The 23,891-nt window shown below is 72.7% G+C and carries 21 protein-coding genes; 7 read left to right on the top strand and 14 right to left on the bottom strand.

Features of this window, described 5'->3' with window-relative positions; genetic code table 11:
- Positions 1-5: 5 nt before the first annotated feature.
- Both SANBI_RS00455 and SANBI_RS00450 read right to left on the bottom strand, forming a co-directional pair.
- Positions 6-584 (bottom strand): sugar O-acetyltransferase, encoded by a 579-nt coding sequence (locus SANBI_RS00455; RefSeq protein WP_319157914.1) that lies wholly within the window; start codon positions 582-584, stop codon positions 6-8.
- 54 nt (positions 585-638) lie between these two features.
- Entirely contained in the window at positions 639-1,205 is a 567-nt protein-coding gene (locus tag SANBI_RS00450; RefSeq protein ID WP_319157912.1) for a TetR/AcrR family transcriptional regulator, read from the bottom strand.
- An 89-nt stretch (positions 1,206-1,294) separates the two neighbouring features.
- Between SANBI_RS00450 and SANBI_RS00445 the strand changes: the two genes are divergently transcribed.
- Positions 1,295-2,194, top strand: coding sequence for an alpha/beta hydrolase (locus SANBI_RS00445; RefSeq protein ID WP_319157911.1), 900 nt, complete (start codon positions 1,295-1,297; stop codon positions 2,192-2,194).
- A 22-nt stretch (positions 2,195-2,216) separates the two neighbouring features.
- Here SANBI_RS00445 and SANBI_RS00440 read toward each other — a convergent pair whose 3' ends face one another.
- The 6 genes from SANBI_RS00440 to nirD form a co-directional block, all read right to left on the bottom strand.
- Positions 2,217-2,633 (bottom strand): hypothetical protein, encoded by a 417-nt coding sequence (locus tag SANBI_RS00440; RefSeq protein WP_319157910.1) that lies wholly within the window; start codon positions 2,631-2,633, stop codon positions 2,217-2,219.
- 97 nt (positions 2,634-2,730) lie between these two features.
- Positions 2,731-3,324, bottom strand: a complete 594-nt coding sequence (locus SANBI_RS00435; protein ID WP_319157908.1) for a GNAT family N-acetyltransferase — start codon at positions 3,322-3,324, stop codon at positions 2,731-2,733.
- A 119-nt stretch (positions 3,325-3,443) separates the two neighbouring features.
- On the bottom strand, positions 3,444-4,049 hold the full coding sequence (locus SANBI_RS00430) for a GNAT family N-acetyltransferase (protein WP_319157906.1): 606 nt from the start codon (positions 4,047-4,049) through the stop codon (positions 3,444-3,446).
- Positions 4,050-4,081: 32 nt separating this feature from the next.
- Positions 4,082-5,320, bottom strand: coding sequence for an amidohydrolase (locus SANBI_RS00425; protein ID WP_319157904.1), 1,239 nt, complete (start codon positions 5,318-5,320; stop codon positions 4,082-4,084).
- A 75-nt stretch (positions 5,321-5,395) separates the two neighbouring features.
- Positions 5,396-6,166 (bottom strand): sirohydrochlorin chelatase, encoded by a 771-nt coding sequence (locus tag SANBI_RS00420; protein WP_408669728.1) that lies wholly within the window; start codon positions 6,164-6,166, stop codon positions 5,396-5,398.
- A gap of 83 nt (positions 6,167-6,249) precedes the next feature.
- Positions 6,250-6,660 (bottom strand): nitrite reductase small subunit NirD, encoded by a 411-nt coding sequence (nirD, locus tag SANBI_RS00415; protein WP_319157902.1) that lies wholly within the window; start codon positions 6,658-6,660, stop codon positions 6,250-6,252.
- Between the two features lie 261 nt (positions 6,661-6,921).
- Between nirD and nirB the strand changes: the two genes are divergently transcribed.
- From nirB to SANBI_RS00400, 3 genes are read left to right on the top strand one after another with little or no spacing between them, the layout of a single operon-like run.
- Entirely contained in the window at positions 6,922-9,561 is a 2,640-nt protein-coding gene (nirB, locus tag SANBI_RS00410) for a nitrite reductase large subunit NirB (protein WP_319157900.1), read from the top strand.
- A gap of 3 nt (positions 9,562-9,564) precedes the next feature.
- Positions 9,565-10,587, top strand: coding sequence for a uroporphyrinogen-III C-methyltransferase (gene cobA, locus SANBI_RS00405; protein ID WP_319157898.1), 1,023 nt, complete (start codon positions 9,565-9,567; stop codon positions 10,585-10,587).
- The gene (locus tag SANBI_RS00400; RefSeq protein ID WP_319157896.1) at positions 10,584-11,717 is read left to right on the top strand and encodes a uroporphyrinogen-III synthase; all 1,134 of its coding nucleotides are present in this window, start codon (positions 10,584-10,586) and stop codon (positions 11,715-11,717) included. Before cobA ends, SANBI_RS00400 begins: the two co-directional genes overlap by 4 nt.
- Before the next feature lie 12 nt (positions 11,718-11,729).
- Here the strand turns inward: SANBI_RS00400 and SANBI_RS00395 are convergent, their stop codons facing one another.
- Positions 11,730-12,728: a serine hydrolase domain-containing protein gene (locus SANBI_RS00395; RefSeq protein ID WP_319157894.1), complete on the bottom strand. Its 999-nt coding sequence runs from the start codon at positions 12,726-12,728 to the stop codon at positions 11,730-11,732.
- A 243-nt stretch (positions 12,729-12,971) separates the two neighbouring features.
- Here SANBI_RS00395 and SANBI_RS00390 point away from each other — a divergent pair, with 243 nt between their 5' ends.
- Both SANBI_RS00390 and yczE read left to right on the top strand, forming a co-directional pair.
- A complete protein-coding gene (locus SANBI_RS00390) occupies positions 12,972-13,337 on the top strand; it encodes a hypothetical protein (RefSeq protein ID WP_319157891.1) in 366 nt (121 codons plus the stop codon).
- Positions 13,338-13,414: 77 nt separating this feature from the next.
- Entirely contained in the window at positions 13,415-14,095 is a 681-nt protein-coding gene (yczE, locus tag SANBI_RS00385; RefSeq protein ID WP_319157889.1) for a membrane protein YczE, read from the top strand.
- Positions 14,096-14,134: 39 nt separating this feature from the next.
- On the opposite strand, the gene SANBI_RS00380 is transcribed toward yczE, so the two are convergent.
- The 3 genes from SANBI_RS00380 to SANBI_RS00370 form a co-directional block, all read right to left on the bottom strand.
- Positions 14,135-14,572, bottom strand: coding sequence for an ATP-binding protein (locus SANBI_RS00380; protein ID WP_319157887.1), 438 nt, complete (start codon positions 14,570-14,572; stop codon positions 14,135-14,137).
- A 109-nt stretch (positions 14,573-14,681) separates the two neighbouring features.
- Complete coding sequence (locus SANBI_RS00375; RefSeq protein WP_319157885.1) at positions 14,682-15,152, bottom strand: hypothetical protein; 471 nt, start codon at positions 15,150-15,152, stop codon at positions 14,682-14,684.
- A 123-nt stretch (positions 15,153-15,275) separates the two neighbouring features.
- Positions 15,276-16,169 (bottom strand): formate/nitrite transporter family protein, encoded by an 894-nt coding sequence (locus SANBI_RS00370; RefSeq protein WP_319157884.1) that lies wholly within the window; start codon positions 16,167-16,169, stop codon positions 15,276-15,278.
- A 331-nt stretch (positions 16,170-16,500) separates the two neighbouring features.
- Between SANBI_RS00370 and SANBI_RS00365 the strand changes: the two genes are divergently transcribed.
- A complete protein-coding gene (locus SANBI_RS00365) occupies positions 16,501-19,704 on the top strand; it encodes an Ig-like domain-containing protein (protein WP_319157882.1) in 3,204 nt (1,067 codons plus the stop codon).
- Positions 19,705-19,913: 209 nt separating this feature from the next.
- Here the strand turns inward: SANBI_RS00365 and SANBI_RS00360 are convergent, their stop codons facing one another.
- Together SANBI_RS00360 and SANBI_RS00355 are read right to left on the bottom strand one after the other, a co-directional pair.
- Positions 19,914-22,508 carry a helix-turn-helix transcriptional regulator gene (locus SANBI_RS00360; protein WP_319157880.1) on the bottom strand — a complete coding sequence of 865 codons (2,595 nt, stop codon included), beginning with the start codon at positions 22,506-22,508 and terminating at the stop codon, positions 19,914-19,916.
- The gene (locus SANBI_RS00355) at positions 22,505-23,851 is read right to left on the bottom strand and encodes an MFS transporter (RefSeq protein ID WP_319157878.1); all 1,347 of its coding nucleotides are present in this window, start codon (positions 23,849-23,851) and stop codon (positions 22,505-22,507) included. Before SANBI_RS00355 ends, SANBI_RS00360 begins: the two co-directional genes overlap by 4 nt.
- Positions 23,852-23,891: the final 40 nt, after the last annotated feature.

Below are 23,891 nucleotides of genomic sequence, written 5' to 3'. Positions count from 1 at the left end.
ACCGCTCAGATCTCGCGGATCACCCGGGCCGGGTTGCCGACGACGACCACGTTCGCCGGGACGTCCTTGGTCACCACAGACCCGGCGCCGACGACCGAGTTCTCCCCGATCGTCACACCCGGGCACACGATGACCCCACCGCCGAGCCACACGTTGTCGTGGATCGTGATGGGCTTCGCAGCCTCCCACTTGTCACGGCGCGGACCGGGCTCGACGGGGTGCGTCGGCGTGAGGAGCTGGACGTTCGGGCCGATGAGCACGTCGTCGCCGATGGTGATCGGGGCGACGTCGAGGGCCGTGAGGTTGAAGTTGGTGAAGCACCGCGCGCCCACGGTGATGTTGGTGCCGAGGTCGACGTAGATCGGCGGGCGGAACTCGGTGTCTGCGCCGACGGAGCCGAGGAGGTCGTCGAGGATCAGCTTGCGCAGCGGCCCCTGACGCGCCGTGGTCGCGTTGTAGGCCTGCTGGAGGTCCTGCGTCTTCGCGACGCTCTCGCCGATCTGCGGGTCGTCCGCGATGTAGAGGTCGCCGTCCAGCATGCGCTGGTACATGGTGCGGTCGTCGCCGGGTTCGATGATGCTCATAGGTACGATCGTACGCTCCGCTGTGAACCGGTCAGCGTCGGACCATGACCCGGGTCAGCGCAGGATCCGCTCGACGTACTCGTCGACGACAGTCTCGATCGACAGGCTCTCGTCCATGGGCGCCGTCAGACGGTCGAGCATGAGCCCGTCGATGGCGTAGTGGAACAGCGCCAGCTCGACCCGTCCTGCCGGCAGCCCCGCGCTCGCGCTGAAGGCGACGTCGGCCTCGAAGTCGCGCCGCCTCCACGCGCCGAGCGACGCGGCCACGCTCGGCCGCCTCGCCGCCTCGAGCCGGAGCTCGAACAGGGCGAGGGCGAGGTGCGGCGTCGCGCTGAGCCGCCGGACGAGGTCACGCAGGTGCTCGGCGAAGGCCGCGCGGTCGAGCGCGCCCTGGCTGAGGCGAGTGACGGCGTCGGGGTCAGGGGCGAGCCGTTCTTCGATGCGGTCGACCAGCGCGGCGACGAGGTCGTCGCGCGTCGGGAAGAAGTTGGAGGCCGTCCCCCGCGGGACCCCGGCCGCCGCGTCGACAGCGCGGTGGGTGAGCCCACGGCCCCCCTCGTCTGCCAGGACGCGGATCCCCGCGTCGGCGAGGGCAGAGCGTCGTCCGTCGTTGCGTGCCATGCAGACGATGGTAGACGAACCACGGCACCTGTCGTAGATTAACCACGACACCTGTTGTTGTTCGACAACCCGCGAGACGAGGACGCCTGATGAGCGAGATCCTGCACGGCTGCTTGCCCGACACCACCTACTTCGAGACCACGGCACGGTCCGGCAACCAGTACGGCGTCTGGGTGACCACCCCGCCCGGCTACGCCGAGTCCACAGAGCCGCTGCCGCTGGTCTACGTGGTCGACGGCAACTGGAGCGTCGGGCTCACGGTGCCTCTGATCGTCACGCAGGCGGACCCGTTCTTGACGGTCGAGCCGTACGTCCAGGTGTCCGTCGGTTTTGCCGGCGACGAGGCGGCGGACTGGGCGCAGCTCCGCAACCGCGACCTGGTACCGCCCGGAGAGCCTGTGAGCGAGGAGATGGTCGCCGCCGTCGCCTCGGCCCGGGAGACGGGGGCGATGACTGCCGAGCACGCGGACGCCTATCTGGCGATGCTGGCCGACACCCGCGCGGACGTCTTCCTCGACTTCCTGACCGAGGAGCTCCACCCGCGGCTGCAGTCGGAGCTCCGGGTGAGCGAGTCGGGGCACGGGCTCTTCGGCTACTCCTACGGCGGCCTCTTCGCGCTGTACGCCTGGCTGCGGGGCGGGACCCCCTTCGCGACCTTCGGGGCGGGGACCCCCGGTGTCGCGAGCACGGAGAGCGAGGTGTTCACGATGCTGGACGCCCTCCCGGACCGCAGCCCGGGCTCCACGGTCCCCCGGCTGCACGTCACGCTCAACGAGGTCGAGATCTTCGGGCACCTGCCGATCTACCGACGCCTCGCGCGCACCGTGCTCTCGGTCCTCGACCAGCTGCACGGCAAGGGTCTGGCAGACGCCATCTCGAGCGAGGTGCTGCACGAGACGCACGTGACCGGGTTGCAGGCGTCGTTCTTGAGCTATCTCACGGCCTGCCGCTCCAGCGCCCAGGTCGCGACGGTCAGCACCGACGCCTGAGGCTTCACAGCGCAGACGCGAGTCAGAGCTCTTCCGGCGCCTCGACGACGCGCGCGACCTGCACGGGCATCCCTGTCGCGCGGATCCGCTCGGCGTACTCCTCGAGCCAGACGTCCGCGGCGGGCACAGGGTCGCCGTCGTGCTCGACGAGCGCCCAGAGCGCCATCCCCTCCGACGTCGGCGTGTAGACGGCCTCGCCGACCGCGACGTCACGCCACTGCTCAGCGAGCACCTCGGCGCCGGGGAGGACGTCCAGCTCGGCCTGGACGAGCGCGTGCGCCTCGTCGTAGGTCAGGTCCGCAGGGCCGACCTCGGCCCGGATGAGGGAGTCGTCGGCGACCAGCCGCACCCGCAGGCTCGTCCAGTGCGCGCCGCCAGACGTCGGGCCCTCCGCCGGGGCGTCCTGCGTGCTGTCGTCGGGCTGCGTGCTGTGCGTCATCGAACCGTCCTCGCTCTCGTCCTGGCCGCGCGTCGGTCACCGCGACGGCCAGCCCCAGTCTCGCAGCGCCGGGCCGCGCGCGGCCAGCGCTCGGGCGTCAGGAGGGCCTGTGTTCGCCGCGGGCCGAGGACCCGGCGGTCAGCTGCGCGTACATGTACATGTCTCGAGGCTCGCCGCCCACCCGCTCCCAGGCACGGAGCAGCCCCTCGCGCTCGTAGCCCGCGGACTCGGCGGCACGCCACGACCCCTCGTTCCACGGCTCGACGTACAGCTCGAGCCTGTCGAGGTCGGGCAGGTCCCGGGCCCAGGCCGTGAGGACCTGGAGGGCCTCGGCCGCGTACCCGCGCCGCCGCTGCGACGGGCAGGTCCAGTAGCCGATGCTGCCGCGGGCACCCACCGCGGTCCGGAGCTGCAGGATGATGAAGCCGACGGCGCGGTCGTCGGCGTCGGCGACAGCGAAGGGGTAGCCCACCTGGTCGCGGAGCCGGTCCTGCTGCCGCTCGACGAAGGCGAGGGCCTCCTCCTCGCTGTCGACCGTGGGCACCGAGGTGATGACCGGGATGAGCGGGTCGTAGGACGCCTCGCGGACCGCGTGGGCATCCGTCGACCGCCAGCCACGGAGCCGCACACGCGCTCCGACGAGCTCGGGGAGGCGCAGCGGTCCGGGAGTCGGCGGGGCGTCAGCAGTCATCGCTCCATCCTGCCCGACGCGCACGGGCTCAGGCTTCGCGTGCCCGCTCGGTCGCTGGCGGGCGCGGCTCGGACCACCTCCGAGTCGGCACGACCTGAGCTGGAGGCGCGAGACGGCGCCTAGGCGTGGTCGACGAGCCAGCGCATCGCCGCTGGCGTGAGGCCACGGTCCGCGTAGATCCTCCGGGTGGGTGGATCAGCGCCGTCACGCTCCGGCACCGCACCGGCTCGCTGCCCCTCCCAGACGAGGGTGAGACCGATCTTCTCGAGCACCGCGACCGAGGCCGGGTTGTTCGAGAGCACGCGGGCGGTCACGGGGACCTGCGGTGTCACGTCGGCAGCAGCAGCCACGGCAGCCCGGGCGATCTCGGAGGCGAAGCCTCGGCCCCACGCCGCCGGGTCCAGCCTGTAGCCGAGGTTCCAGACCTCAGCCTCCGCCGCGTACCCCACGCCTCCAGAACCGATGAAGGTCCCGGCCGGGAGCATGGCGTCCGCACCCTCGGCGCTGACCCGGACCGCCCACATACCCAGCCCGTGCCGCTCCACGTCCCGGGCAGACCGCTCGACCCGCTCGCGAGCCTGCTCGACCCGCGTGAGCCGGCCCGAGGGCAGGTGCACCCAGGTGCGCGGGTCGCTGTAGACGCTGAAGAGGTCGCCTGAGTCAGACGGCGCGAGCGGCTCGAGCCGCAGCCGCGCCGTCTGAGCGGACGGCAGGTGTGCTTCCATGCCAGCCAGTCTCCGACGACCCTCCGACAGTCTCAGCCTGCGCGGCGGCCGAGTCGCTCGACAGCACGACCGACGCCTGCCTCGGCGTCCCAGGTGTAGACCTCTCGGCCGTCGATGAACACGCGCTCAGCCCGTGACATGGAGTCGAGCGGGTCGCCCGACCACACGACGACGTCGGCGTCGAGCCCTTCGGCGAGGGCGCCGATGCGGCCTCCCAGCCCGAGGAAGGACGCGGGGTTGGTGGTGAGCGCCTCGAGGGCGGTCTCGCGCGGGAGCCCGTCACGCACCGCGAGCGTCGCCTGGGTGACGAGCAGGTTGATGGGGATCACCGGGTGGTCGGTCGTGATCGCGACGCGGACACCGGCCTTGGCGAGGGCGACGAGGTTGGTGATCGCGCGGTCGCGGAGCTCGACCTTGCTGCGGTTGGTGAGCATCGGCCCGTAGATCACCGGGATGTCGCGCTCGGCCAGGACGTCGGCGAGCTTGTGCCCCTCGGTCCCGTGGTTGATGACCAGGCGGTAGCCGAACTCGTCGGCGAGGCGGATCGCCGTCGCGATGTCGTCGTGGCGGTGCACGTGCTGGTCCCAGGCGAGCTCGCCGTCGAGGACGCGGGCGAGGACCTCGAGGTCGAGGTCACGGGCGAAGGGCTCACCCTTCTTCTCTGCAGCGACCCGCGAGGCCGCGTAGTGCTGCGCCTTGGCGAAGGCCTCGCGGAGGACGAACGCGACGCCCAGACGGGTCGACGGCATCTGCTTCTTCTCGCCGTAGACGCGCTTGGGGTTCTCGCCGAGCGCGGACTTCACGCTCACCGACTCGCTGATGACCTGCTCGTCGATCGTGCGCCCGCCCCACGTCTTGATCGCGACGGTCTGCCCGCCGATGACGTTGCCCGAGCCTGGCTTGACGACGACCGAGGTGATGCCGCCGGACAGCGCGTCCCGGAAGCCCTCGTCGTCGATGTTCACGGCGTCGATCGCCCGGACACCGGGCGTGGTCGGGCGGGTCATCTCGTTGACGTCGTTGCCGATCGGGCCGTTGCCCTCTTCGTCGATGCCCACGTGCCCGTGCGACTCGACAAAACCGGGCAGCACCCACTTGCCCTCGACGTCGACGACGGTCGCGTCGGCCGGGATCTCGACATCAGCACCCACGGCGACGATCGTGCCGCCGCGCAGCAGGACGGTCCCGCGCTCGACGGGGGCAGAGGCGACGGGGACGACATAGCCGTTGACGAGGGCGGTCAGGGGGGAGGTTCCACGTGGATCAGTCATGCGTCCAACCTATCGCCGGTCGGAGCGGGAGCCGCGATCGTGACCGGTCCGCCGTCCCGTGCGAAGGGACCTCAGCTACATCCCGAACCGCTCGACCACGAGCTCGACCATCTCGTGCGGGGCCGGGTCGGCGGCGCTCAGCAGCGGTTCGGTGACCACGTCGGCGCCCGCGCGGCCCGCGAGGTCGGCGAAATAGCCCGGGGCCAGCAGATAGGTCGCGACGACGACCCGGCGGCCGCCGCTCCGCGAGCGCGCGGTCTCGACGGCGTCGGGCAGGGCGGGCTGGACGGCGGAGATGTAGCCGACGAGCACCTCACGCCCGATCGCGTGGCCGAGCATGCGGCCCATGACCTCGCAGTCGTCGACGGCACGGGCGTCGGAGGACCCGGCAGCCGCGAGCACGACCGTGTCGTCGGGCCGCAGACCGGCCTCGTCGAGACGCGTCACCAGCTGGCGCACGAGCCGCGGGTCCGGTCCGAGCGCGGGGCGCACCACGGCGTCGGGCGCCTCGGCGGCAGCCTCCGCCAGGTCGACGTACACGTGGAAGCCCGCCGACAGCAGCAGCGGGACGACGTGGACGGGTTCGTCGCCGATCTCTGCGAGGGTGGTCGGGACGTCGGGCTGCTGGACGTCGACGCAGCAACCGAGCACGTCGAGGTCCGGGCGGCGGAGCGCGACGGCGTCGACGAGGTCGCTGACGGCGCGCTGCCCGGCGAGCGAGGACGTGCCGTGCGAGCAGGCGACGAGGACGGGCGTGCGGTCGACCGCACCCCGGGCCGTAGCGCTGTGGGCCAGCACGCCGTGGGCCATCGCACCACGGGCTGCGTCCGCTACCTCGTCGAGCACGGCGTCTCGTCCGACGACGGGCTCTGCGTCCGGCACCGCGCAGGACGCCGCGCGCTCGCCCAAGGCGCCCGGCCCGAGCACCGTCACGCCGCGACCCGCACCTCGGCCTCGACCGCCACCTCGAGGGCGACCTCGACATAGCCGTCGACCACCTGCACGGGGTAGGTCTCCAGGTGCAGCGCGGGGTGGGTGAAGCACTCCCCCGTGACGATGTCGTACACCTGCTTGTGCAGCGGCGACGCGACGGTCACGCGCTCCCCTGCGGCGACAGTCTTCGACCCGGTGATGCCGCGGGCCATGACGTGCGAGCCTGTCGCGGGGTCGCGGTGGCTCACCGCGTAGACCCCGGCGTCGGCGAGCCGGAACAGCGCGACCTGCGCACCGTCGACCATGGCGGCCTCTCCCCACCCGGTCTCGAGGTCGTCGATCCTGCAGACCCGGTGCCACTGCTGGGCGCGGGCGGTCCGGGGGCAGGCGATGAGAGTCTCGGTCATGTCGGGCTCCTGACGGGGAGTGGCGTCGTGCGGTGGGTAGGTAGGTAGCTGAGGGTCGCGGTGACCGTCGGTGAGCCCGACGCTATCGACGAGGTGTTTCCCGGAGGTCGGCGCAGGGTTTCCCTCTCGTGACCGTCTTCTCACTGCTGCCCTGGACGGCGGTGACAACCTGGTGACCCCCGGGACACCCGAGGGCAACGGGAGGGAAACGGCACGCCCGTACGGTCGAGGAACTCGCCGCAGCCCCCTGGAGGTACTCGCATGACCGGAACCGACGGCACGCCCCCAGCCCACCACGTCGTGGTCGTCGGCGGCGGGCCCGCTGCCCACCGCTTCGTCGAGGCCATGGCCTCGCGCGACACCTCAGGCCTGCGGGTCACCGTGATCGCCGAGGAGGTGCACCAGCCCTACGACCGCGTCGCGCTGAGCAAGGCCTTCGTCGGCGACATCGACCTGACCCTCGGCGGCGGAGAGCTCTGGGAGCACCCGGCGATCACGCTGCGGACCGGCGAGCGGGCCGTCGCGGTCGACGCGGCGGCAAGGACCGTCCAGACGACGAGCGGCACCGTCACCTACGACGAGCTCGTGCTCGCCACAGGCTCCGACGCGGCACGCCTCACCTTCCCGAACGGCGACCGTACGCACGTGTACAGGACCGTCGACGACGTCTGGGGCCTCGCCGCCGAGGTGACGCGCCTGGCCGCGGAGCTCGGCCGGGCACCCCGGGCTGTCGTGGTCGGTGGCGGTCTGCTCGGTCTCGAGGCCGCGGGCGGCCTGCAAGAGCTCGGCGCCGAGGCCGCCGTGGTCAACGGTGCCGGCTGGCTGATGAACGCCCAGCTCGACGAGGGCGGCGGGCAGGCCCTCGGCCGGCTCATCGCGTCGACGGGCATCGAGGTGCACTGCGGGGTACGCCCCGTGGGCATCCTCGTCGAGGACGACAGGGTGGTCGCCCTCGAGCTCGGAGACGGCGCCGAGCTCGCCGCCGACCTCGTGGTCGCCGCGATCGGCATCCGCCCCCGCGACGAGCTCGCTGCGTCGGCAGGTCTGGTGACAGGGCCGCGCGGGGGCGTGGAGATCTCCGACGGCTGCTCGACCTCGGTCCCGGGCATCTGGGCGATCGGCGAGGTCGCGAGCTTCGAGGGGCGGTGCGTGGGGCTCGTGGCCCCGGCGAACACGATGGCCGAGGTCGTCGCCGACCGGCTGCACGGCGGAGCCGCGACCTTCCCGGGCTTCGACACCGCGACCCGGCTCAAGCTGTCGGGGGTGGACGTCGCGAGCTTCGGCGACGCCTTCGGGGCGACCGAGCACTGCCTCGAGATCGTCTACGCCGACCCGGCCCGCGGGATGTACCAGAAGATCGTCGTCACCGGCGACGCGAAGACGCTGCTCGGCGGCATCTTCGTCGGGGACGCCACGCCCTACACGTCGCTGCGCCCGCTGCTGGGCCGCGAGCTCGGCGCCGAGCCGGGTGCCTTCCTCACCGCGGCCGGCGGCGGCGAGGCCCCGCAGACCGAGCTGCCCGACGACGCGATCCTCTGCTCGTGCAACAACGTCGCCGTCGGCACGGCCCGCGCCGCGGTCCACGGCGACGGCAAGACCGCACCGTGCCACGACCTGGGCAAGCTCAAGACCTGCACCCGGGCGGGCACCCAGTGCGGGTCGTGCGTGCCGATGCTCAAGAAGCTCCTCGAGGGCGAGCTCACCAAGGCCGGTGTCGCGGTGTCGAAGGCCATGTGCGAGCACGTGCCCATGTCGCGCGCCGAGCTCTTCGAGGGTGTCCGCGCCCTCGGGCTGACCACCTTCGAGGAGATCCTCGGGCGTTTCGGCACCGGGCGCGGCTGCGACATCTGCAAGCCGACCATCGGGTCGATCCTCGCCTCGCAGCACACCGACTACGTGCTCGACCCGGGCCGCGGCGCCCTCCAGGACACCAACGACCGCGCCCTGGCCAACATGCAGAAAGACGGCTCGTACTCGGTCGTCCCACGCATCCCCGGCGGCGAGATCACCCCGGAGAAGCTTGCGGTCATCGCGCAGGTCGCGATCGAGTTCGGGCTGTACACGAAGATCACCGGCGGGCAGCGCATCGACCTCTTCGGCGCCCGTCTCGACCAGCTGCCGGAGATCTGGGCGCAGCTGGTCGAGGCAGGCTTCGAGTCCGGCCAGGCCTACGGCAAGGCGCTGCGCAACGTGAAGTCCTGCGTGGGCTCCACCTGGTGCCGCTTCGGCGTGCAGGACTCGGTCGCCATGGCCATCCAGCTCGAGCTCCGCTACCGAGGCCTGCGCGCCCCGCACAAGTTCAAGATGGGCGTGTCCGGCTGCGCCCGCGAGTGCGCCGAGGCCCGCGGCAAAGACGTCGGCGTGATCGCGACAGACACCGGCTGGAACCTCTACGTCGGTGGCAACGGCGGCTTCCAGCCCGTCCACGGCCAGCTGCTGGCCAAGGACCTCGACGACGAGACCCTCATCCGCTACGTCGACCGCTACCTCATGTACTACATCCGCACGGCCGACCGTCTGCAGCGCACGGCCCGCTGGATGGAAGACCTCGACGGTGGTGTCGACCACGTGCACCAGGTGGTCGTCGAAGACTCCCTCGGCATCGGCGCAGACCTCGAGGCCGCGATGGCCCTGCACGTCGAGCACTACGAGGACGAGTGGGCGGCGACCCTCAAGGACCCCGACAGGCTGCGCAGGTTCAGGTCCTTCGTCAACGCCCCGACCGAGGTCGACGACTCGACCGCCTACGTCCGCGAGCGCGGGCAGCGTCGTCCGGCGACGGCGGCCGAGCGGGCCGGTGACCTCGGTCCGGGGATCGAGAGCTTTGACGAGCCCGTGCGCCGACCCGTCATGCTGGCCGGGCTGAGCATCCCCGTGCGTACCGAGAACCAGGAGGGCTGACCCGTGAACCTCGACCTCGACCTCACCGGCTCGACGGTGCTGATCCTCGGCACGGCGCACAGCGCCCGACGCGCCCTGCGGCGCTGCACGCACGCCGGGGCGGTGGTCCGCACGGCCCACACCCCGGCCGACGTGGACCTCGCCTCCCTCGACGACGTGCGCCTGGTCGTGGCCGTCGACGACTGCCAGGGCGGGTGGGACGAGGTCCTCGTCCGGCTGCGGCAGACGCACCTGGTGGTCCGCGAGGACGCCGCGGCCCCCGGGGGTCAGGTGATCCTCGTGGGTGGTGGCCCCGGGCAGGACGAGCTGCTGACGGTCGCGGGCCGCCAGGCGCTCGCCGACGCCGACGTGGTGCTCTACGACCGCCTCGCCCCGCACGAGAACCTCGCCGAGCTCACGCACGGTGCGGAGCTGGTCGACGTGGGCAAGCGCCCGGGCCATCACGCGATCACGCAGCGCGGGATCGAAGACCTCATGGTCGACCGCGCCCGCGCCGGGGAGACCGTCGTCAGGCTCAAGGGCGGTGACCCCTACGTGTTCGGGCGCGGGTCGGAAGAGGTCGCCGCCGCGCGCGAGGCCGGGATCCCCGTGCGGGTCATCCCGGGCATCACCTCGGCAGTCTCCGTCCCGGCTGCCGCGGGCATCCCCGTGACGCACCGCGAGGTCTCCCGCCTGTTCACGGTGATCTCCGGCCACGTCCCGCTCACGGCGTCGGAGTGCGAGCACCTCGCCGGGCTCGGCGGCACGATCGTCGTGCTCATGGGGATCGGGACCATGCACCAGACCCTCACGGGTCTGCGCCGCGCCGGCATGACGACCGAGATGCCCGTCGCCGTGGTCGAGCGCGGGTACAGCATGAACCAGCGCACGACCTGCTCGACTCTCGGCGAGGCGACCTCAGCGGCTACGCTCGCGGCATGTTCCAACCCGGCCGTCCTCGTCATCGGCGAGGTCGTCCGCCTCGGCCACGACTGGCCCCGTGAGCTCACCGAGCTCGCGGGCGCCTCGCTAGGAGTATCTGGATGAACGCTGCCGACGACACGTCCGGTGTCACCGAGTTCAGCAACGACCAGCTCTCGGGGTTCCGGATCGGCGTGACGTCGGACCGGCGGTCGGACGACCTCATCGCGGCCCTCGAACGACGCGGGGCGCAGGTGATGCACGCCCCCGCGCTGCGCATCGCCCCCGTCGAGGAAGACGTCGACCTGCTCGCCGACACCCGGGCGATCCTCGAGACCCCGCCCGACGTCCTGGTCGTCACGACCGCCTACGGCATGCGGCGCTGGAGCGAGGCGGCTGACGCCGCCGGTCTCGGCGACGCGCTGACCGACGTGCTGCAGGCCGCCCGGATCTTCGTCCGGGGGCCCAAGGCCCGCGGGGCCGTGCGAGCGGCCGGGCTCGACGACGTGGGCATCGCGCACGACGAGCGCACGGCGTCGGTGATCGACATGCTGCTCGACGAGGGCGTCGAGGGCCGGACCGTCGCCGTCCAGCTGCACGGGTACACCGACGGGCAGCAGCTCGAGAGGCTGCGGGCAGGCGGTGCCCGGGTGCTCACCGTCGAGCCCTACCGCTGGGTCAAGCCCGACGGCGTGGAGAGGCTGCCCAGGCTGATCGACGCGGTCTGCGCCCGGAACCTCGACGTCGTGACCTTCACGAGCGCCCCGGCGGTCGACGCCTTCCTCACCTCGGCGATCGAGCAGGGTGTCCTCGACCAGCTGCTGGACGCGCTGCGCACCGACGTGGTCGCGGCGGCTGTCGGTCCGGTGACCGCGGGGCCGCTCGAGGTGGCCGGCGTCACGCCGATCATCCCCGAGAGGTTCCGCATGGGAGCGCTCATCAGGCTCGTGTGCGAGCACCTCGCGCTGCACCAGGTGACCGAGCTCTCGACAGCCCTCGGCCCTGTCCAGATCCGTGGGCGGTCCGTGGTCTTCGAGGGCCGGGCCGGTCAGCTGGCGCCGGCTCCGCTCGCGCTGTTCCGTGCCCTCGCCGCGAGCACGGGTGCAGTGCTGACCCGCAAGGACCTCATGGCGCACCTGCCGGAGGCGCAGAACGAGCACGCCCTCGACATGGCGATGAGCCGGTTGCGCGCGTCGCTGCCCGAGCCGCGGCTCGTGGCGACGGTGGTCAAGCGGGGCTACAGGCTCAACGTGTGAGCAGGGTGGTCCTCATGCCCAGCTCAGTGCTTCCAGCACGGGCCACGCACCGTTCGAGGTGTTGGCGAGGACCGATCCCGTGACACCCGACTCCGGGTCGTGCCAGGTCCGACCCGAGACCCCTGCGTCGTAGCCCTCGAGCAGGACGGTCTGCGACGACCAGCCCCGCCAGAAGCCGCGGGCGTACCTCATGTGGTCGCCCTCGACGTGGCTGACGGGCTCGGTCAGCGCCTGGAGCGTCGGGAGCGTCACGACCCGCCCGGCGAAGAGCGCCGACCAGAATGCCGCGAGGTCGGCCACGGTGCCGACAGCCCCGCCGTCACCGTTGCCCCGGACCGGCAGGTGCAGCGCGTTCGTCCTGTCCCCCGACTCCTCCAGGTACCCCAGAGCAGTGTCACCGGAGATCTCGTCGGTCCGCGGGTACCCGGTCGAGACCATCCCGGCAGGTCCGAGCACCCGCTGCTCGACCAGGTCGTGGAAGGTCAGCGACGAGACCCTCTCGGCCACCAGGGCCAGGACCACGAACCCGCTGTTGCAGTACGCGAAGGTCGACCCGGGTGGGCTCACCTGCGGTCGCCCGTCGAGCAGCGGGACGAAGGCCTCGGTCGTGCCCAGCAGGTGCAGCGGCCTGTCGACCACGTAGTCGTTGATGTCACCGCCGGCCGACTCGTCGATGTAGTCGCCGATGCCCGCCGTGTGCGAGAGCAGCTGCCCGACGGTGACGGCGTCGTCGACGAGCGGGAGGTCGTCGCCGAGGACGGGTCGGACCGGGCTGTCCAGGCTCAGCAGACCGTCGTCGACGAGCGCCCCCACAGCCAGGGCCGTGAAGCCCTTCGAGATGCTCGCGAGCCCGCACCTGTGGTCGACGGTCATCGCCTGGCCCCGGGCGCGGTCCGCCCATCCGTAGGCCCGCGACTCGCTCTCGCCGTCGGGGCGGTCGATGCGGACGACGCCGCTGAAGCCCGTGGACCGGGCGGCGGCGTCCAGCTGGGACATGAGGTCGTGTGGCATGACGGCGACGCTAGCGAGCGGGTGCAGCCCGGGGCAACGGATTTGTCAGCGACCGGCGCGGGCCCGCCACGCCTGCGACCAGGGGGTCGACAGCCCCGGGGCCGCAGGCGCAGACGCTCGGGATGAGCACCGCAGGCTCGGGGGCAACCACGACCCCAACGGGTGAAGTGCCTGGTCAGACCCTCATGACGTCCCGGTGCCGGTCGATCATGAGGGGACGAGGTACGAGCTGGGAGGCAACCGATGTCCGGGATCCGGATCGAAGCAGGCACGACGAGCGTGGGTACGACAGGCAGCAGCGCGACCGCCGCGAGCGGGTCGCCCGCGCAGCAGGCCTACGACAGGGCGGTCAAGCAGCTCGCCGCCGCGCAGAAGAAGCTGTCACAGGACGTCTTCGACAAGGCACCCGAGGCGACGATCAAGGTCGACCAGGCGGCCGTGGAGGCTGCCGCGCTCTCCGTCGCCGCAGCGACCGCGGCACTCGCCCGAGAGCAGGCGAAGGCTCAGGAAGGCCAGACGAGCCGGACCGCCGCGCCCACACCTGCCCAGCAGGCCGAGGCCCCGTCACGGGACCGCAGCCGCACGGGAGACGTCGACCTCTACGCCTGACGTCGCCAGGGTCCGACTCGCCGGGACGTGGTCCCGGCGGTGACCACGCACCCCGCCTCAGCACCTACGGTTAGCCGGTGACCTCACCCCGCGTCCTCCAGGACCTCACCCCCCTCGAGCAGCTGCGTGCTGGTCGCACGACCCGTCGGCTCGTCCAGCTCGTGCTCGGGCTGGTGCTCTTCGGGGTGTCGCTCGCCATGGTGCTGCGCAGCGGTCTGGGGCTGAGCCCCTGGGACGTGCTGCACCTGGGCATCTCCCGCAGCACCCCGTTGTCCATCGGGACCGTCGTGGTCCTCATGTCCCTCGCAGTGCTGGCGCTGTGGATCCCGCTTCGCCAGGCCCCCGGGCTCGGCACGCTCGCCAACGCCCTGCTCGTCGGGGTGGTCATCGACGCGTCGCTGCGCCTGGTCCCCGAGGTCGACGGCCTCGCGCTCCAGGTGCCGATCCTGGTGGCGGGCGTGGTGCTCAACGCCCTGGGCGGAGCGCTGTACATCGGGGCCCAGCTCGGCACCGGGCCGCGCGACGGGCTCATGACAGGGCTGTCGCGCCAGACCGGGCTGTCGCTCCGGCTCGTGCGCACAGGGATCGAGGTCACCGCGCTCGTCGCCGGGTGGCTGCTCGGCGGCACCGTCGGTCTCGGGACGGTCCTCTACGCGATCGCCGTGGGACCTCTCGTGCAGCGCTTCCTGCCGTGGTGCGTCGTGACGGTCACCCCGCCGGTGCGGCGGTCGACAGAGCCTGAGGCGCCGCTCTCCTAGCCGCGGGCGACGTCGCTCCCGGACCTGTCGAGGCTGCGGTCAGCCCTCGTCGCGTGCTGGGAAGGTCGCCCAGATGTGCTTCTCGTCGTGGCTCACGTACCAGCCGCACTCGTCCGAGACGCGGGCGACGAGCACGAGACCGAATCCACCCTCGCCCGGCTTGCGGCCCGCCGCACGGGTGGGCACCGAGTCCTTGGCGCGGTCGACGACGTCGAGCAAGAACGTCTGCCCGTCGGTGCTGAGGACCACCCGGGCCGACGACCGCGCGTGCTTGAGGGCGTTGGTCGCGAGCTCGCTGCTGGCCAGGAGCATGTTCCGCAGGGTCGAGCGACCACGTCGGGGCTGCTCGGGCGCCGTCGCCGAGACCGCGTCGGTCAGACCGGCGCGCATCGTCCCGAGCGCGTCGTAGGAGCTGAGGGTCCACGTCGAGACCACGTCCGGCAGCCGGGGCGGCGGCGCGAAGGGGATCGGGCTCATGCTCACCTCGAGTCCTGCGAGAACGGGATGCGTGCCCCGTCGCTCCGGGATCGCCTGCTGACCAATATGGTCGCACGGCCCACGGGGCCACGCGCGACGGCCTCGCAGATCATCCGCGGCCCGTGAGCCGGTCCCAGAACCCGCGTCTGCGCGGCGTCCAGCCCGCCTGCTCGAGCACCTGCTGTACGGGCGTCTTCATCTCGTCGGCGTCGAAGCGCCACCCGAACGAGTGCCCGGCCTGACCGTGGTCTGTCGCGAGCGGGGCGAAGCTCGTGCTGAAGCTCTTCGACCTGACGGTCCCGCGGAACCTCGACGTGCTGACGCTGGCCCCACCGGCGCCGACCCGGGCCTGGGTCGCCGAGGTGTGGTCGACGAGGGTGTACGTCGAGTCCTCGTGCAGGCTGACCTCGAGCCTGTAGCCACGGTCGATCGTGCCTGCCGACACGAAGCCCACCCACCGTGCGTCGGCGTAGTCCCACGCCCCTGTCACCCCGTCGGCCGACGGGGTGAAGGTGAAGGGGACCTCGTCGGTGCCGAGGGCGAGGATCTGTCCGACGACATGCTCTCGAGGTGCGCTCATCGCTCCATGGTGGACGGGGGCGCGTCATGGGGCCACCGGTGGGGCCAGCCCTCATGGCCCGCGCCCGGCCCCGCTCTGGTCGGGCGCGGGCCGGACGCGGGTGGGGCGGAGGTCAGGCGCCGGTCACGCGTCCTGGAGCGCAGGTGCGCTCGGAGCCGCGGGCGCCTGCACCCCCGCACCCGTCACGTCCCCCGTCAGCCCAGCCCTCGCACCCGACGCCGTCAGCGCCTCCAGCCCGCGCCGGTGCGCCCAGTACAGCCCGAGGCCGGTGAGCAGCACGCCCCCGACCAGGTTCCCGGCGAGGACCGGCAGCTGGTTCCAGAGCCACCAGTCGCCGACGGTGACATCGGCGCCGAGCATCATGCCCGCGGGGATGACGAAGAGGTTCACGACGGCGTGCTCGAAGCCCTGGGCGAAGAACGTCGTCACCGGCAGCCACATGGCGACGATCTTGCCGCCGGTCGACCTCGAGGTCATCGCCATGACGACCCCGAGGGTCACCATCCAGTTGCACAGGACAGCCTTGACGAACACCAGCGCGAGGCCGCTCGCACCGAGGGCCTCGTAGCCGAGGGTCTTGGTCTCGGCGATCTGCACGAGGTTCGCCACGAGAGGGTTCTCGGTGTCCGTCCCCATCCGGCTGATCACCGCGACGTACATCGCCGCGTAGCCGGCAGCCCCCACGACGTGCCCGACGAGGACCAGACCGAAGCTGCGGAGCATCCCTCCGACGCTCGCCCGGCCCTCGAGGACCGCGAGCGGGACGAGCGCGAAGCTCCCTGTCACCAGCTCGAGGCCCAGCAGCACGATCATGACGAAGCCGACCGGGAAGACGAGCGCCCCGACGATCGGCTGCCCGGTCTGGACCGTCGCCTGGTAGGCGAGGGTCGTGGCGCAGGCGAGGACCGCACCGCCGAGCACCCCTCGCACGAGCATCTCGGTCGTGGACAGCGACGCCTTGGTCGCCCCGGCGTCGACGGCGGTCGCGAGGACCTCGTCAGGCTTCACGTAGGTCATGGGTGCCTCCCTCTCGGAACGGACGGCAGCCACCGTCGTGCTCTGAGCCTGGTCCCGGTGCCGACGCGCGTCGTTGCGCGGCGGTGACCGTCGCGTAAAGGTCTCCTCATCGCCGTCTGGGACCGCTGTGAGGTCGGCCGCCCCCTGCGAGCCCTGCGGAGTATGAAACCCGGGATGAAGTCCGGGCCTCGCGCGCCCCGAGGCCCCAGCGGGTCACGAGCATGGGTGGGCGCCGAGACCTGGACGAGCCGCGAGACGGCCTTCTCAGAGTGCGACGCGCGTCGATCTCGGCCGGACCGAGACGTGACCCCACTCTGGAGGAGCAGCACCCGTGAAGCCACCATCCACGACCGAGCCGTCGCGCACCGCGCGCCGGTCCGTCCGACCTGCCGCCGTCGCGGCGACAGCCCTCAGCCTCGCGCTCGGCGGCCTGACGCTGCCCGGCGCGGCCTGGGCGGCCCCGGCGCCCGAGGCGTCGACCTCGAGCTTCGGGCTCGGGGCGCAGGTCGCCGGGACCGTCCCCGACGGCATCTGCGCGGTCCGCGCGACAGTCGTCGGCGGTGCCGGCGGACGCTCGGCCGCGGGCGCCAACGGCACCGGGTCGAACGGCGCCGGGGCCGCGATCACCGCGACCTTCGCGGTGACACCCGGGACCACCTTCAGCGGGACCGTCGGCGGAGGCGGGCGTGAGAACGTCAACGCGGCCGGCGGTGCAGGCGGCGTCAACGGCGGCGGGACCGGCGGCACGGCGGTCTCCCAGCACGGTGGTGCCGGTGGAGGAGGCTCGACAGTCCTGTTCCTCGGCGGGACCACCCCCGACGACGTCGCCGTGCTGGCGGGCGGCGGCGGCGGCAGCGGTGGCGGGCACTCCGTCACCACCGACGGTTTCGGTGGAGACGCAGGCCTCCCGGCCGGCGCCGGCGAGGTCGCGGCAGGTGCCGACGGCACCGACGGCTTCGAGGGTGGACCTCGGGTCGGCGGCGGTCAGGGCGGTCGCGACGGCCAGCCCGGCGCGGGCGGCGTCCACAGCACCGACCCGAGCCTGAACGGCCAGCCTGGAGCCGGCAGCGCCGGCGGTGCCGGTGCAGCCGACCCGAACTACGACGCCGGAGGCGGCGGCGGCGCCGGCCTCACCGGCGGTGGTGGCGGCGCGTCGACCATCATCAAGAACAGCGACAACGGGATCAACACCGTGGCCGGCGGCGGCGGTGGCGGCGGCTCGTCCTTCGTGGCGGGCACAGCCTCCGACGTCACCTCGGCGGCCTCGGGCCGTCAGACGGGGACGGGCAAGGGCACCGACGGCTCGATCGAGCTGGACTGGGTCGAGTGCGGCTACGACCTCGCCGTGACCAAGACCGCCTCGGTCGACGGCGCTCCGACAGGCTCGCCCGACCGTGCCCCTGTCGGCTCGACGGTCACCTGGGCCGTCACCGTCGTCAACAACGGCCCCGAGGCCATGACGCGCGGCGACATCCTCACCCTCACGGACACGCTCCCGGGCGACGGCGCCACGTCGGTCACCTCGGTGGTCGTCGCGGGCGGCACCAACGACACCTTCGAGCGCGGGCCGCTCTCGTGCGACGCCGTGGTCGGTTCACCCCTGCCGAGCACCGTGACGTGCTCGCGCGAGCACGCACTCCTCGGTGGCGCAGCTGACGGTCGCCGTGGGCTCGACGTCGGCGAGAGCGTCACGATCACCTACACCCAGGCCGTCACGGACACCCCCGGGACGACGCTCGAGAACACCGCGACGGTCCAGGACCGCGGCGACCAGGACGACAACAGCGACACCTCCGTCGTGACCGTCGTCGGACCGCCCACGGCCACCGACGACTCGGACCTCGGCAACACCATCGGCGAGACCGTCCGCGTCCCGGTGCTCGGCAACGACACCGCGACGACCAGCCCGCTCGACCCCACCACGCTCGTCCTGTGGGACCCGGCCACCAGCACGTCGCCCGGTCTGCAGCTCGTGGTCCCCGGCGAGAGCACCTGGACCGTCGAGGGCGGCGACGTCGTCTTCACCCCCGTCGCCGGCTTCCTCACAGACCCGACCCCGGTGTCGTACAGGATCTCTGACGAGGACGGCCTCACGGCGACGGCCGTCGTGACCGTCGACTACGTCCCGGCCGCGGCCGACGACTCCGACCTCGGCCACGCGATCGGCGACGTCGTCACGGTCGACGTGCTGACCAACGACACCGGCGACCTCGACCCGAGCACCGTCGTGCTCGTCGACGGCAGCACCCGGACCGACCGTCTGGTGGTCCCCGGCGAGGGCACCTGGACGGTCGACCCGACGACGGGCGCCGTGGTCTTCACGCCCGAGGCCGGCTTCCTCACCGACCCGACCCCGGTCACCTACGAGGTCACCGACACGACCGGAGACACCACGAGCGCCCGGGTGACCGTCGGCTACGTCCCCGACGCGACCGACGACGTCGACCACGGCAACACCATCGGCGAGGTCGTCACGGTCGACGTGCTGACCAACGACGCCGGTGACCTCGACCCGACGACCGTCGTGCTGGTCGACGGCGAAGACCGCGTCTCCGAGCTGGTCGTCCCGGGCGAGGGCACCTGGACGGTCGACCCCACGACCGGAGCGGTCACCTTCACCCCGGCGGACGGTTTCACGGGGAACCCGACCCCGGTGACCTACGAGGTCACCGACTCGACGGGCGACCTGGTCTCCGCGACAGTCACCGTCACGTACCTCCCGGTCGCGACCGACGACGCGAAGCACGGCAACACCGTGGGATCGTCCGTCGTCGTCGACGTCCTCCCGAACGACACGGGCTCGGTCGACCGCAGCTCGCTGCGGCTCGTCGACCCGGTGACGGGTGAGCGTGTCCTCACGCTCACGGTCCCCGGCGAAGGCACCTGGACCGTCCAGCTCGAGACCGGCACGGTCACCTTCGTGCCCGAGGACGGTTTCACCAAGAACCCGACACCCGTCACCTACGAGGTGCTCGGGACCGCGGGAGACCCCGTCTCCGCGCTCGTGGTGGTCACGTACCTGCCGCAGGCGCAGGACGACGTCGACGTGGACAACGTCCGCGGCACGCCCGTGACGGTCGACGTGGTCGGCAACGACACGGGCACCCTCGACCCGAGCAGCGTCAGGCTCGTGGACCCCGCGACGGGCGAGCTCGTCACGACGCTCACGGTCCCCGGCGAGGGGACCTGGACCGTCGACCTCGAGACGGGTGCCGTCACCTTCGTGCCGCTCGACGGCTTCGAGGGCGACCCGACCCCGGTGACCTACCAGGTGACCGACGTCGAGGGGAACCTCACGTCGGCGACCATCACGGTGACGTACCTGGCCGAGGCGCCCGCCCCGACCCCGGTGCCCAGCACCCCGGCAGCACCGGCACCCGCCGCGCCGGCAGCACCGGCATCACCGGCCCGTCCCGGGGCCGCTCTCGCCACGACCGGAACCGAGGTGCTGGTCGCCTCGGGCACGGCCCTGGCGCTCGTGCTGGCAGGCGCAGCCGGCCTGGTCCTGCGTCGTCGTCGGACGACGCGCTCCTAGTCCCTCACCAGGACACAGCCCAGCACGACGAAGACTGGCAGGCCTGAGCCTGCCGACGACGACCCTGGTGCACCGGTTCCCCCCGGCGCACCAGGGTCGTCGTGCGTGCCGGGGTCGTCGCGAGTCAGGTCCGTCGTGCGTCTGGTGGCCGTCGCACGTGGGGTGGTCGCCGTGCCTCCGGGAGCACGAGCCCTCCCACCGGTCTCGGGTCAGGCTCGGCTCTCGTCGTCGAGCCTGTCGAGGCGGCTCTCGTCGTCGAGCAGCCCCAGCCGGCGCGCGACGGCCAGCGCCGACGAGCGCGACCCGACCCCGAGCTTGCGGTAGAGCGTGCGCAGCTGCGACTTCACGGTGTGGTTGCTCACCACGAGACGCTCGGCGATCTCCGTCGTCGCCCCGGTCCGCGCGAGCTCGCGCAAGATCACCGTCTCCCGCGGGGTCAGGACCGGCACGTCACCGCTCGACGGGACGACCTCGGGCCACGGCTCCCCGAGGATCCTCTCGGCCTCGACGAGCCCGTGACGGCCGGCGACGCCGCGCAGCCTCTCGCGGTCGTCGGCGCTCAGGACGACCACAGGCAGCCGGAGGCCGTGGACCCCGAGCAGCGCCGAGGCGCGGGACAGCGCCGCGACGGCCTCGGTCTCGTGCCCGGTGGCGAGCGCGGCGACAGACTCGAGCAGGGCCCGGTCGGTCTGCGTACGGATCGAGGAGAAGGGCGCCCCGGTGCTCTGCGCGAGGGTGGCGAGGGTCTTCTCCGGCAGCCCGGCGGCGAGCTGGGCCCTGGCGAGGGCGACAGCCGCGGCGGCATCCTTGGCAGCGTCGGGCGGCGACACGAGGACCGTGTGCGCACGGCCTGCGGCGACGAGCAGGAGCGCCCGGGTCGCCACGAGCGTGGACTCCGTGGCCGGGTGCGCCGACCGTCGCGCCTGGTGGGTCGCACGGGTGGCCTCGAGCCTCTCGAGCGCTGCGTCGGCGCCACGACCGAGGAGGTCGACCAGCGCCTGCACGTGGGCGATCAGCGGCCAGTGCTCGATGGTCTCCAGGTGCCGCTCGAGCAGGTCCAGGTGGTGCTGGGCCGTCTCGACATCGAGCTCCTCGACCGCGAGCAGCGCCTCGGCGACCTGCAGCAGCGAGCCTGTGTACCCGTCGACCCAGCCCTCCGGCCAGGAGCGTCCGCGGGCGTCCTCGACGAGGGTCCGCGCCCGTGACACCGAGCCCTCGAGCGCGTGGGTCCCGGCCAGCAGCGCGAGGTTCGGCAGCGCCGCCAGCGCAGTCGTCACCTCGCCGAGCCCGCGCTCGAAGGCGGCGACGGCGTCGGTCGGGCGGCGGGCGTGCAGGAGCGCGATGCCGCAGTGCGCGTAGACCTGCGGCAGGAGGTCGAGGATCTGCGCATGCTGCTCGAGCGTGAGGTCGTCGATGCGGCGGACCACGTCGTCGGCAGCACCTGCCGCGGCGCCGCCCCGCCCGGTGAGGCGCAGGGCGATCATCTCGACGGCTCGCAGGACCAGCCGCTCCTCGGGCGGGACCGTCGACCTCGCGACCCGCGCCGAGGCGACAGCAAGCCCGAAGAGGGCGATCGCGCGTGCCCTGCCACGCTTGTCGGCGTTGAAACCGAGCGCCACGAAGAACACCAGCAACGGGTGGCGGCGCAGCCTCACGAGCCCGAGCGGCGAGACGGTCCGGCGCACGGTCCCGGCGTACTCGGTCAAGAACCCGCGCCAGTGGTTGCGGACGATGGTGTTGGCCAGCGGGACGTCACCGGCGTCGACCGCCGCCTCGAGGGCCTCGACGGGCCGGTCGTGCGTGTCGGCCCACAGCGCGACCCGTCCGCGCAGCTCCGCGAACAGCTCGGGCGAGGACCGCCGGAGGTCGGCCCTCAGGGCTGCCCTGACGACGGTCGTGTACGTGAAGACCCGCTCGTGCCCCGGCCGGTTCCACGTCCCGAGCCCGAGCGCCTCCGCCTGGTCGAGGAGCGCCGCGGCGTCTGCGCGTCCGGTGAGGTCCTCCGCGAGGTCGACCGAGACGGCGTCCGCGACGACGGTCCTGCGGAGCAGACCGACCACGTCGGGCTCGAGGCTCGTGACCGCCGAGAGCACGAGCGACTCGACAGCCTGCGCGGGGTCCAGGTGGCCGGTGTGCTCGCGCTCGAGGGCGAGAGCCCGCGTGACGAGGGGCGAGCCGCCGGTCGCCTGCCGCGCCGTCGCCGCAGCCTTGTCGTCGACGCCGAGGAGCCGCGCGGTCTCCGCCGTCGACAGCGCGAGCGCGTCGGCGTCCACCACGCGCACGTCGAGGCGCAGGCGGACCTCGGGTGCAGCGAGCCGCGAGGCGGACCGCCCGGCGACGATCGCACGGACCGACGGGACTGCCCCGAGGACGTGGAGCAGGTCGGCCGTGGTCTCGTCGTCGAGCCTGTCGACGGTGTCGAGCACGAGGGTCACCGGACCGACCTGCTCGAGAGCCCGGACGAGGAAGGCCCTGACGTCACCGACCTCGCGCATGGAGGCCGATGCTGTCGCGAGGAGGTCGCCCGGTCCGACGAGCCCGGCGTCGACGAGCCGTCCGGCGACACCGGCCCAGAAGCCCCGGCGGGTGACGTCACGGTCGCCGAGGTCGTACCAGGCGCCGCGCAGGTCCGGGTCTGCCGAGGTCTGGGCCCACTCCGCGAGGAGGACAGTCTTGCCACCGCCCCCGGGACCACGCACGACGACGAGCGCCGAGGCGTCGTCGAGCAGACCGACGAGGTGCGGGCGCGAGACGAGCCAGGACGGCAGACGGGGTGCCCCGTAGACGCGGCGGGCACCGGTCATGCGTCCACCGGGTCCGCGCGGCCGGGCGCCTCGGCCTCACCTGCTGCAGCGGTGCGGTGCCGCGCGTCGTGGTCGAGGCCCGCAGCTGGGCTGGGATCTCCGGACCCGCGGGCCCGCCGGACCAGGAGCGCCCCGACGAGGGCGACCACGGCAGCGACCGAGGCCGTGACGAAGAGCGCCGGGTAGCCGCCGAGCCGCGCGATGACGACGGCGGCGACGGCAGGGGCGACGGCCTGCGGGATGTTGGTCGCCATGTTGTAGAGGCCCAGGTCTTTGCCGGCCGAGGCACCGCCGTCGGGGAGCACCTCGGTCACCAGGGCGCTGCTCGCCGCGAGGTGCGCGCCGAAGGCCAGCCCGCGCAGAGCCGCGAAGACCGCCATCCCGGCGACGGTGGGCGAGCCGAGCGGGACGAAGAACGAGACCGCGAGGAGCCCGCACGCTCCGACGAGGTAGGGGATGCGGTCGCCGGTCTTGTCACTGAGCCAGCCTGTCACCGTGATGCCGACCAGCACGGACAGCAGGCCGACGACGGTGAGGGCCCCGATCGCGCGGTTCGCCTCGTCCGTTCCGAGCCCGACGTGGTCGGTGAGGATGAACAGCTGGTACGCGAAGACGAGGTGGTAGGCGAAGACGAAGAAGAAGCGCGCGACGAAGGTCCGGGTGAAGGCCTGGGTCCGCCACGGCGCGACGACGAGCCTCACGACGGCCTCGAGGGGACGACCTCCTCGACGCATCGGCTTGCCACCCTGTGCAGGACCGTCCGGCGAAGGCGTGCCCGACGCAGGTGTGCTCGGCGCCGGGACGGACACCGGGCGGGCACGGGCACCGACGGCGAAGACCGCCGTCGCGACCAGGACGCAGAGCCCGAGACCGAGGTAGACCGTCCCCGGCTGGTCCGCGCGCGGCCCGGCGAGCACGACCGCCGCACCGCCGCCGAGCACCCCTCCGGCGCCGACGACAGCGAGGACCCGGCCCCGCCTGGACGGTGGGACCTCGTCCGGGACGACCGCCGAGGACGCGACGTCGAGGGCGTTGAGCGCGAACTGCGCGACCACCCACAGCGCGCCGAGGAGCACGAGGGAGCCGGCCCCACCCATCGCGAAGAGCGCCGCGGCCGAGACGAGCGCGCCGCCGATCATCCACGGGACCCGGCGACCGTACCGGCTGCGCGTGCGGTCGCTCAGCGCGCCGACGAGAGGCTGGGACGCGATCGCGACCACGAAGGAGACCGTCGTGACGAGGGCGAGGTTCTCGACCTTGCGCGACGGGTCGATGCCGGCGACCTGGTTGGGCAGCAGCACGACGAGGACCGCCGCATAGCTGGCCGCGAGCGCGAGCGACACCAAGGACAGAGAGCCAGCGAGGGATCTCGTCCTCCCAGTC

This window comes from Sanguibacter biliveldensis (assembly GCF_033798665.1).
In the GTDB taxonomy this organism is placed as follows: Bacteria; Actinomycetota; Actinomycetes; order Actinomycetales; family Cellulomonadaceae; genus Sanguibacter; species Sanguibacter inulinus.
Note: the sequence above shows the minus strand (reverse complement) of the source record. Positions and strands in the feature narration are given on the sequence as shown.

Bases quoted from the DNA above. Each gene is read 5' to 3' on its own strand.
- SANBI_RS00455 (WP_319157914.1), bottom strand. From the start codon at position 584: ATGAGCATCATCGAACCCGGCGACGACCGCACCATGTACCAGCGCATG.
- SANBI_RS00450 (WP_319157912.1), bottom strand. From the start codon at position 1,205: ATGGCACGCAACGACGGACGACGCTCTGCCCTCGCCGACGCGGGGATC.
- SANBI_RS00445 (WP_319157911.1), top strand. From the start codon at position 1,295: ATGAGCGAGATCCTGCACGGCTGCTTGCCCGACACCACCTACTTCGAG.
- SANBI_RS00440 (WP_319157910.1), bottom strand. From the start codon at position 2,633: ATGACGCACAGCACGCAGCCCGACGACAGCACGCAGGACGCCCCGGCG.
- SANBI_RS00435 (WP_319157908.1), bottom strand. From the start codon at position 3,324: ATGACTGCTGACGCCCCGCCGACTCCCGGACCGCTGCGCCTCCCCGAG.
- SANBI_RS00430 (WP_319157906.1), bottom strand. From the start codon at position 4,049: ATGGAAGCACACCTGCCGTCCGCTCAGACGGCGCGGCTGCGGCTCGAG.
- SANBI_RS00425 (WP_319157904.1), bottom strand. From the start codon at position 5,320: ATGACTGATCCACGTGGAACCTCCCCCCTGACCGCCCTCGTCAACGGC.
- nirD (WP_319157902.1), bottom strand. From the start codon at position 6,660: ATGACCGAGACTCTCATCGCCTGCCCCCGGACCGCCCGCGCCCAGCAG.
- nirB (WP_319157900.1), top strand. From the start codon at position 6,922: ATGACCGGAACCGACGGCACGCCCCCAGCCCACCACGTCGTGGTCGTC.
- SANBI_RS00400 (WP_319157896.1), top strand. From the start codon at position 10,584: ATGAACGCTGCCGACGACACGTCCGGTGTCACCGAGTTCAGCAACGAC.
- SANBI_RS00395 (WP_319157894.1), bottom strand. From the start codon at position 12,728: ATGCCACACGACCTCATGTCCCAGCTGGACGCCGCCGCCCGGTCCACG.
- SANBI_RS00390 (WP_319157891.1), top strand. From the start codon at position 12,972: ATGTCCGGGATCCGGATCGAAGCAGGCACGACGAGCGTGGGTACGACA.
- SANBI_RS00380 (WP_319157887.1), bottom strand. From the start codon at position 14,572: ATGAGCCCGATCCCCTTCGCGCCGCCGCCCCGGCTGCCGGACGTGGTC.
- SANBI_RS00375 (WP_319157885.1), bottom strand. From the start codon at position 15,152: ATGAGCGCACCTCGAGAGCATGTCGTCGGACAGATCCTCGCCCTCGGC.
- SANBI_RS00370 (WP_319157884.1), bottom strand. From the start codon at position 16,169: ATGACCTACGTGAAGCCTGACGAGGTCCTCGCGACCGCCGTCGACGCC.
- SANBI_RS00360 (WP_319157880.1), bottom strand. From the start codon at position 22,508: ATGACCGGTGCCCGCCGCGTCTACGGGGCACCCCGTCTGCCGTCCTGG.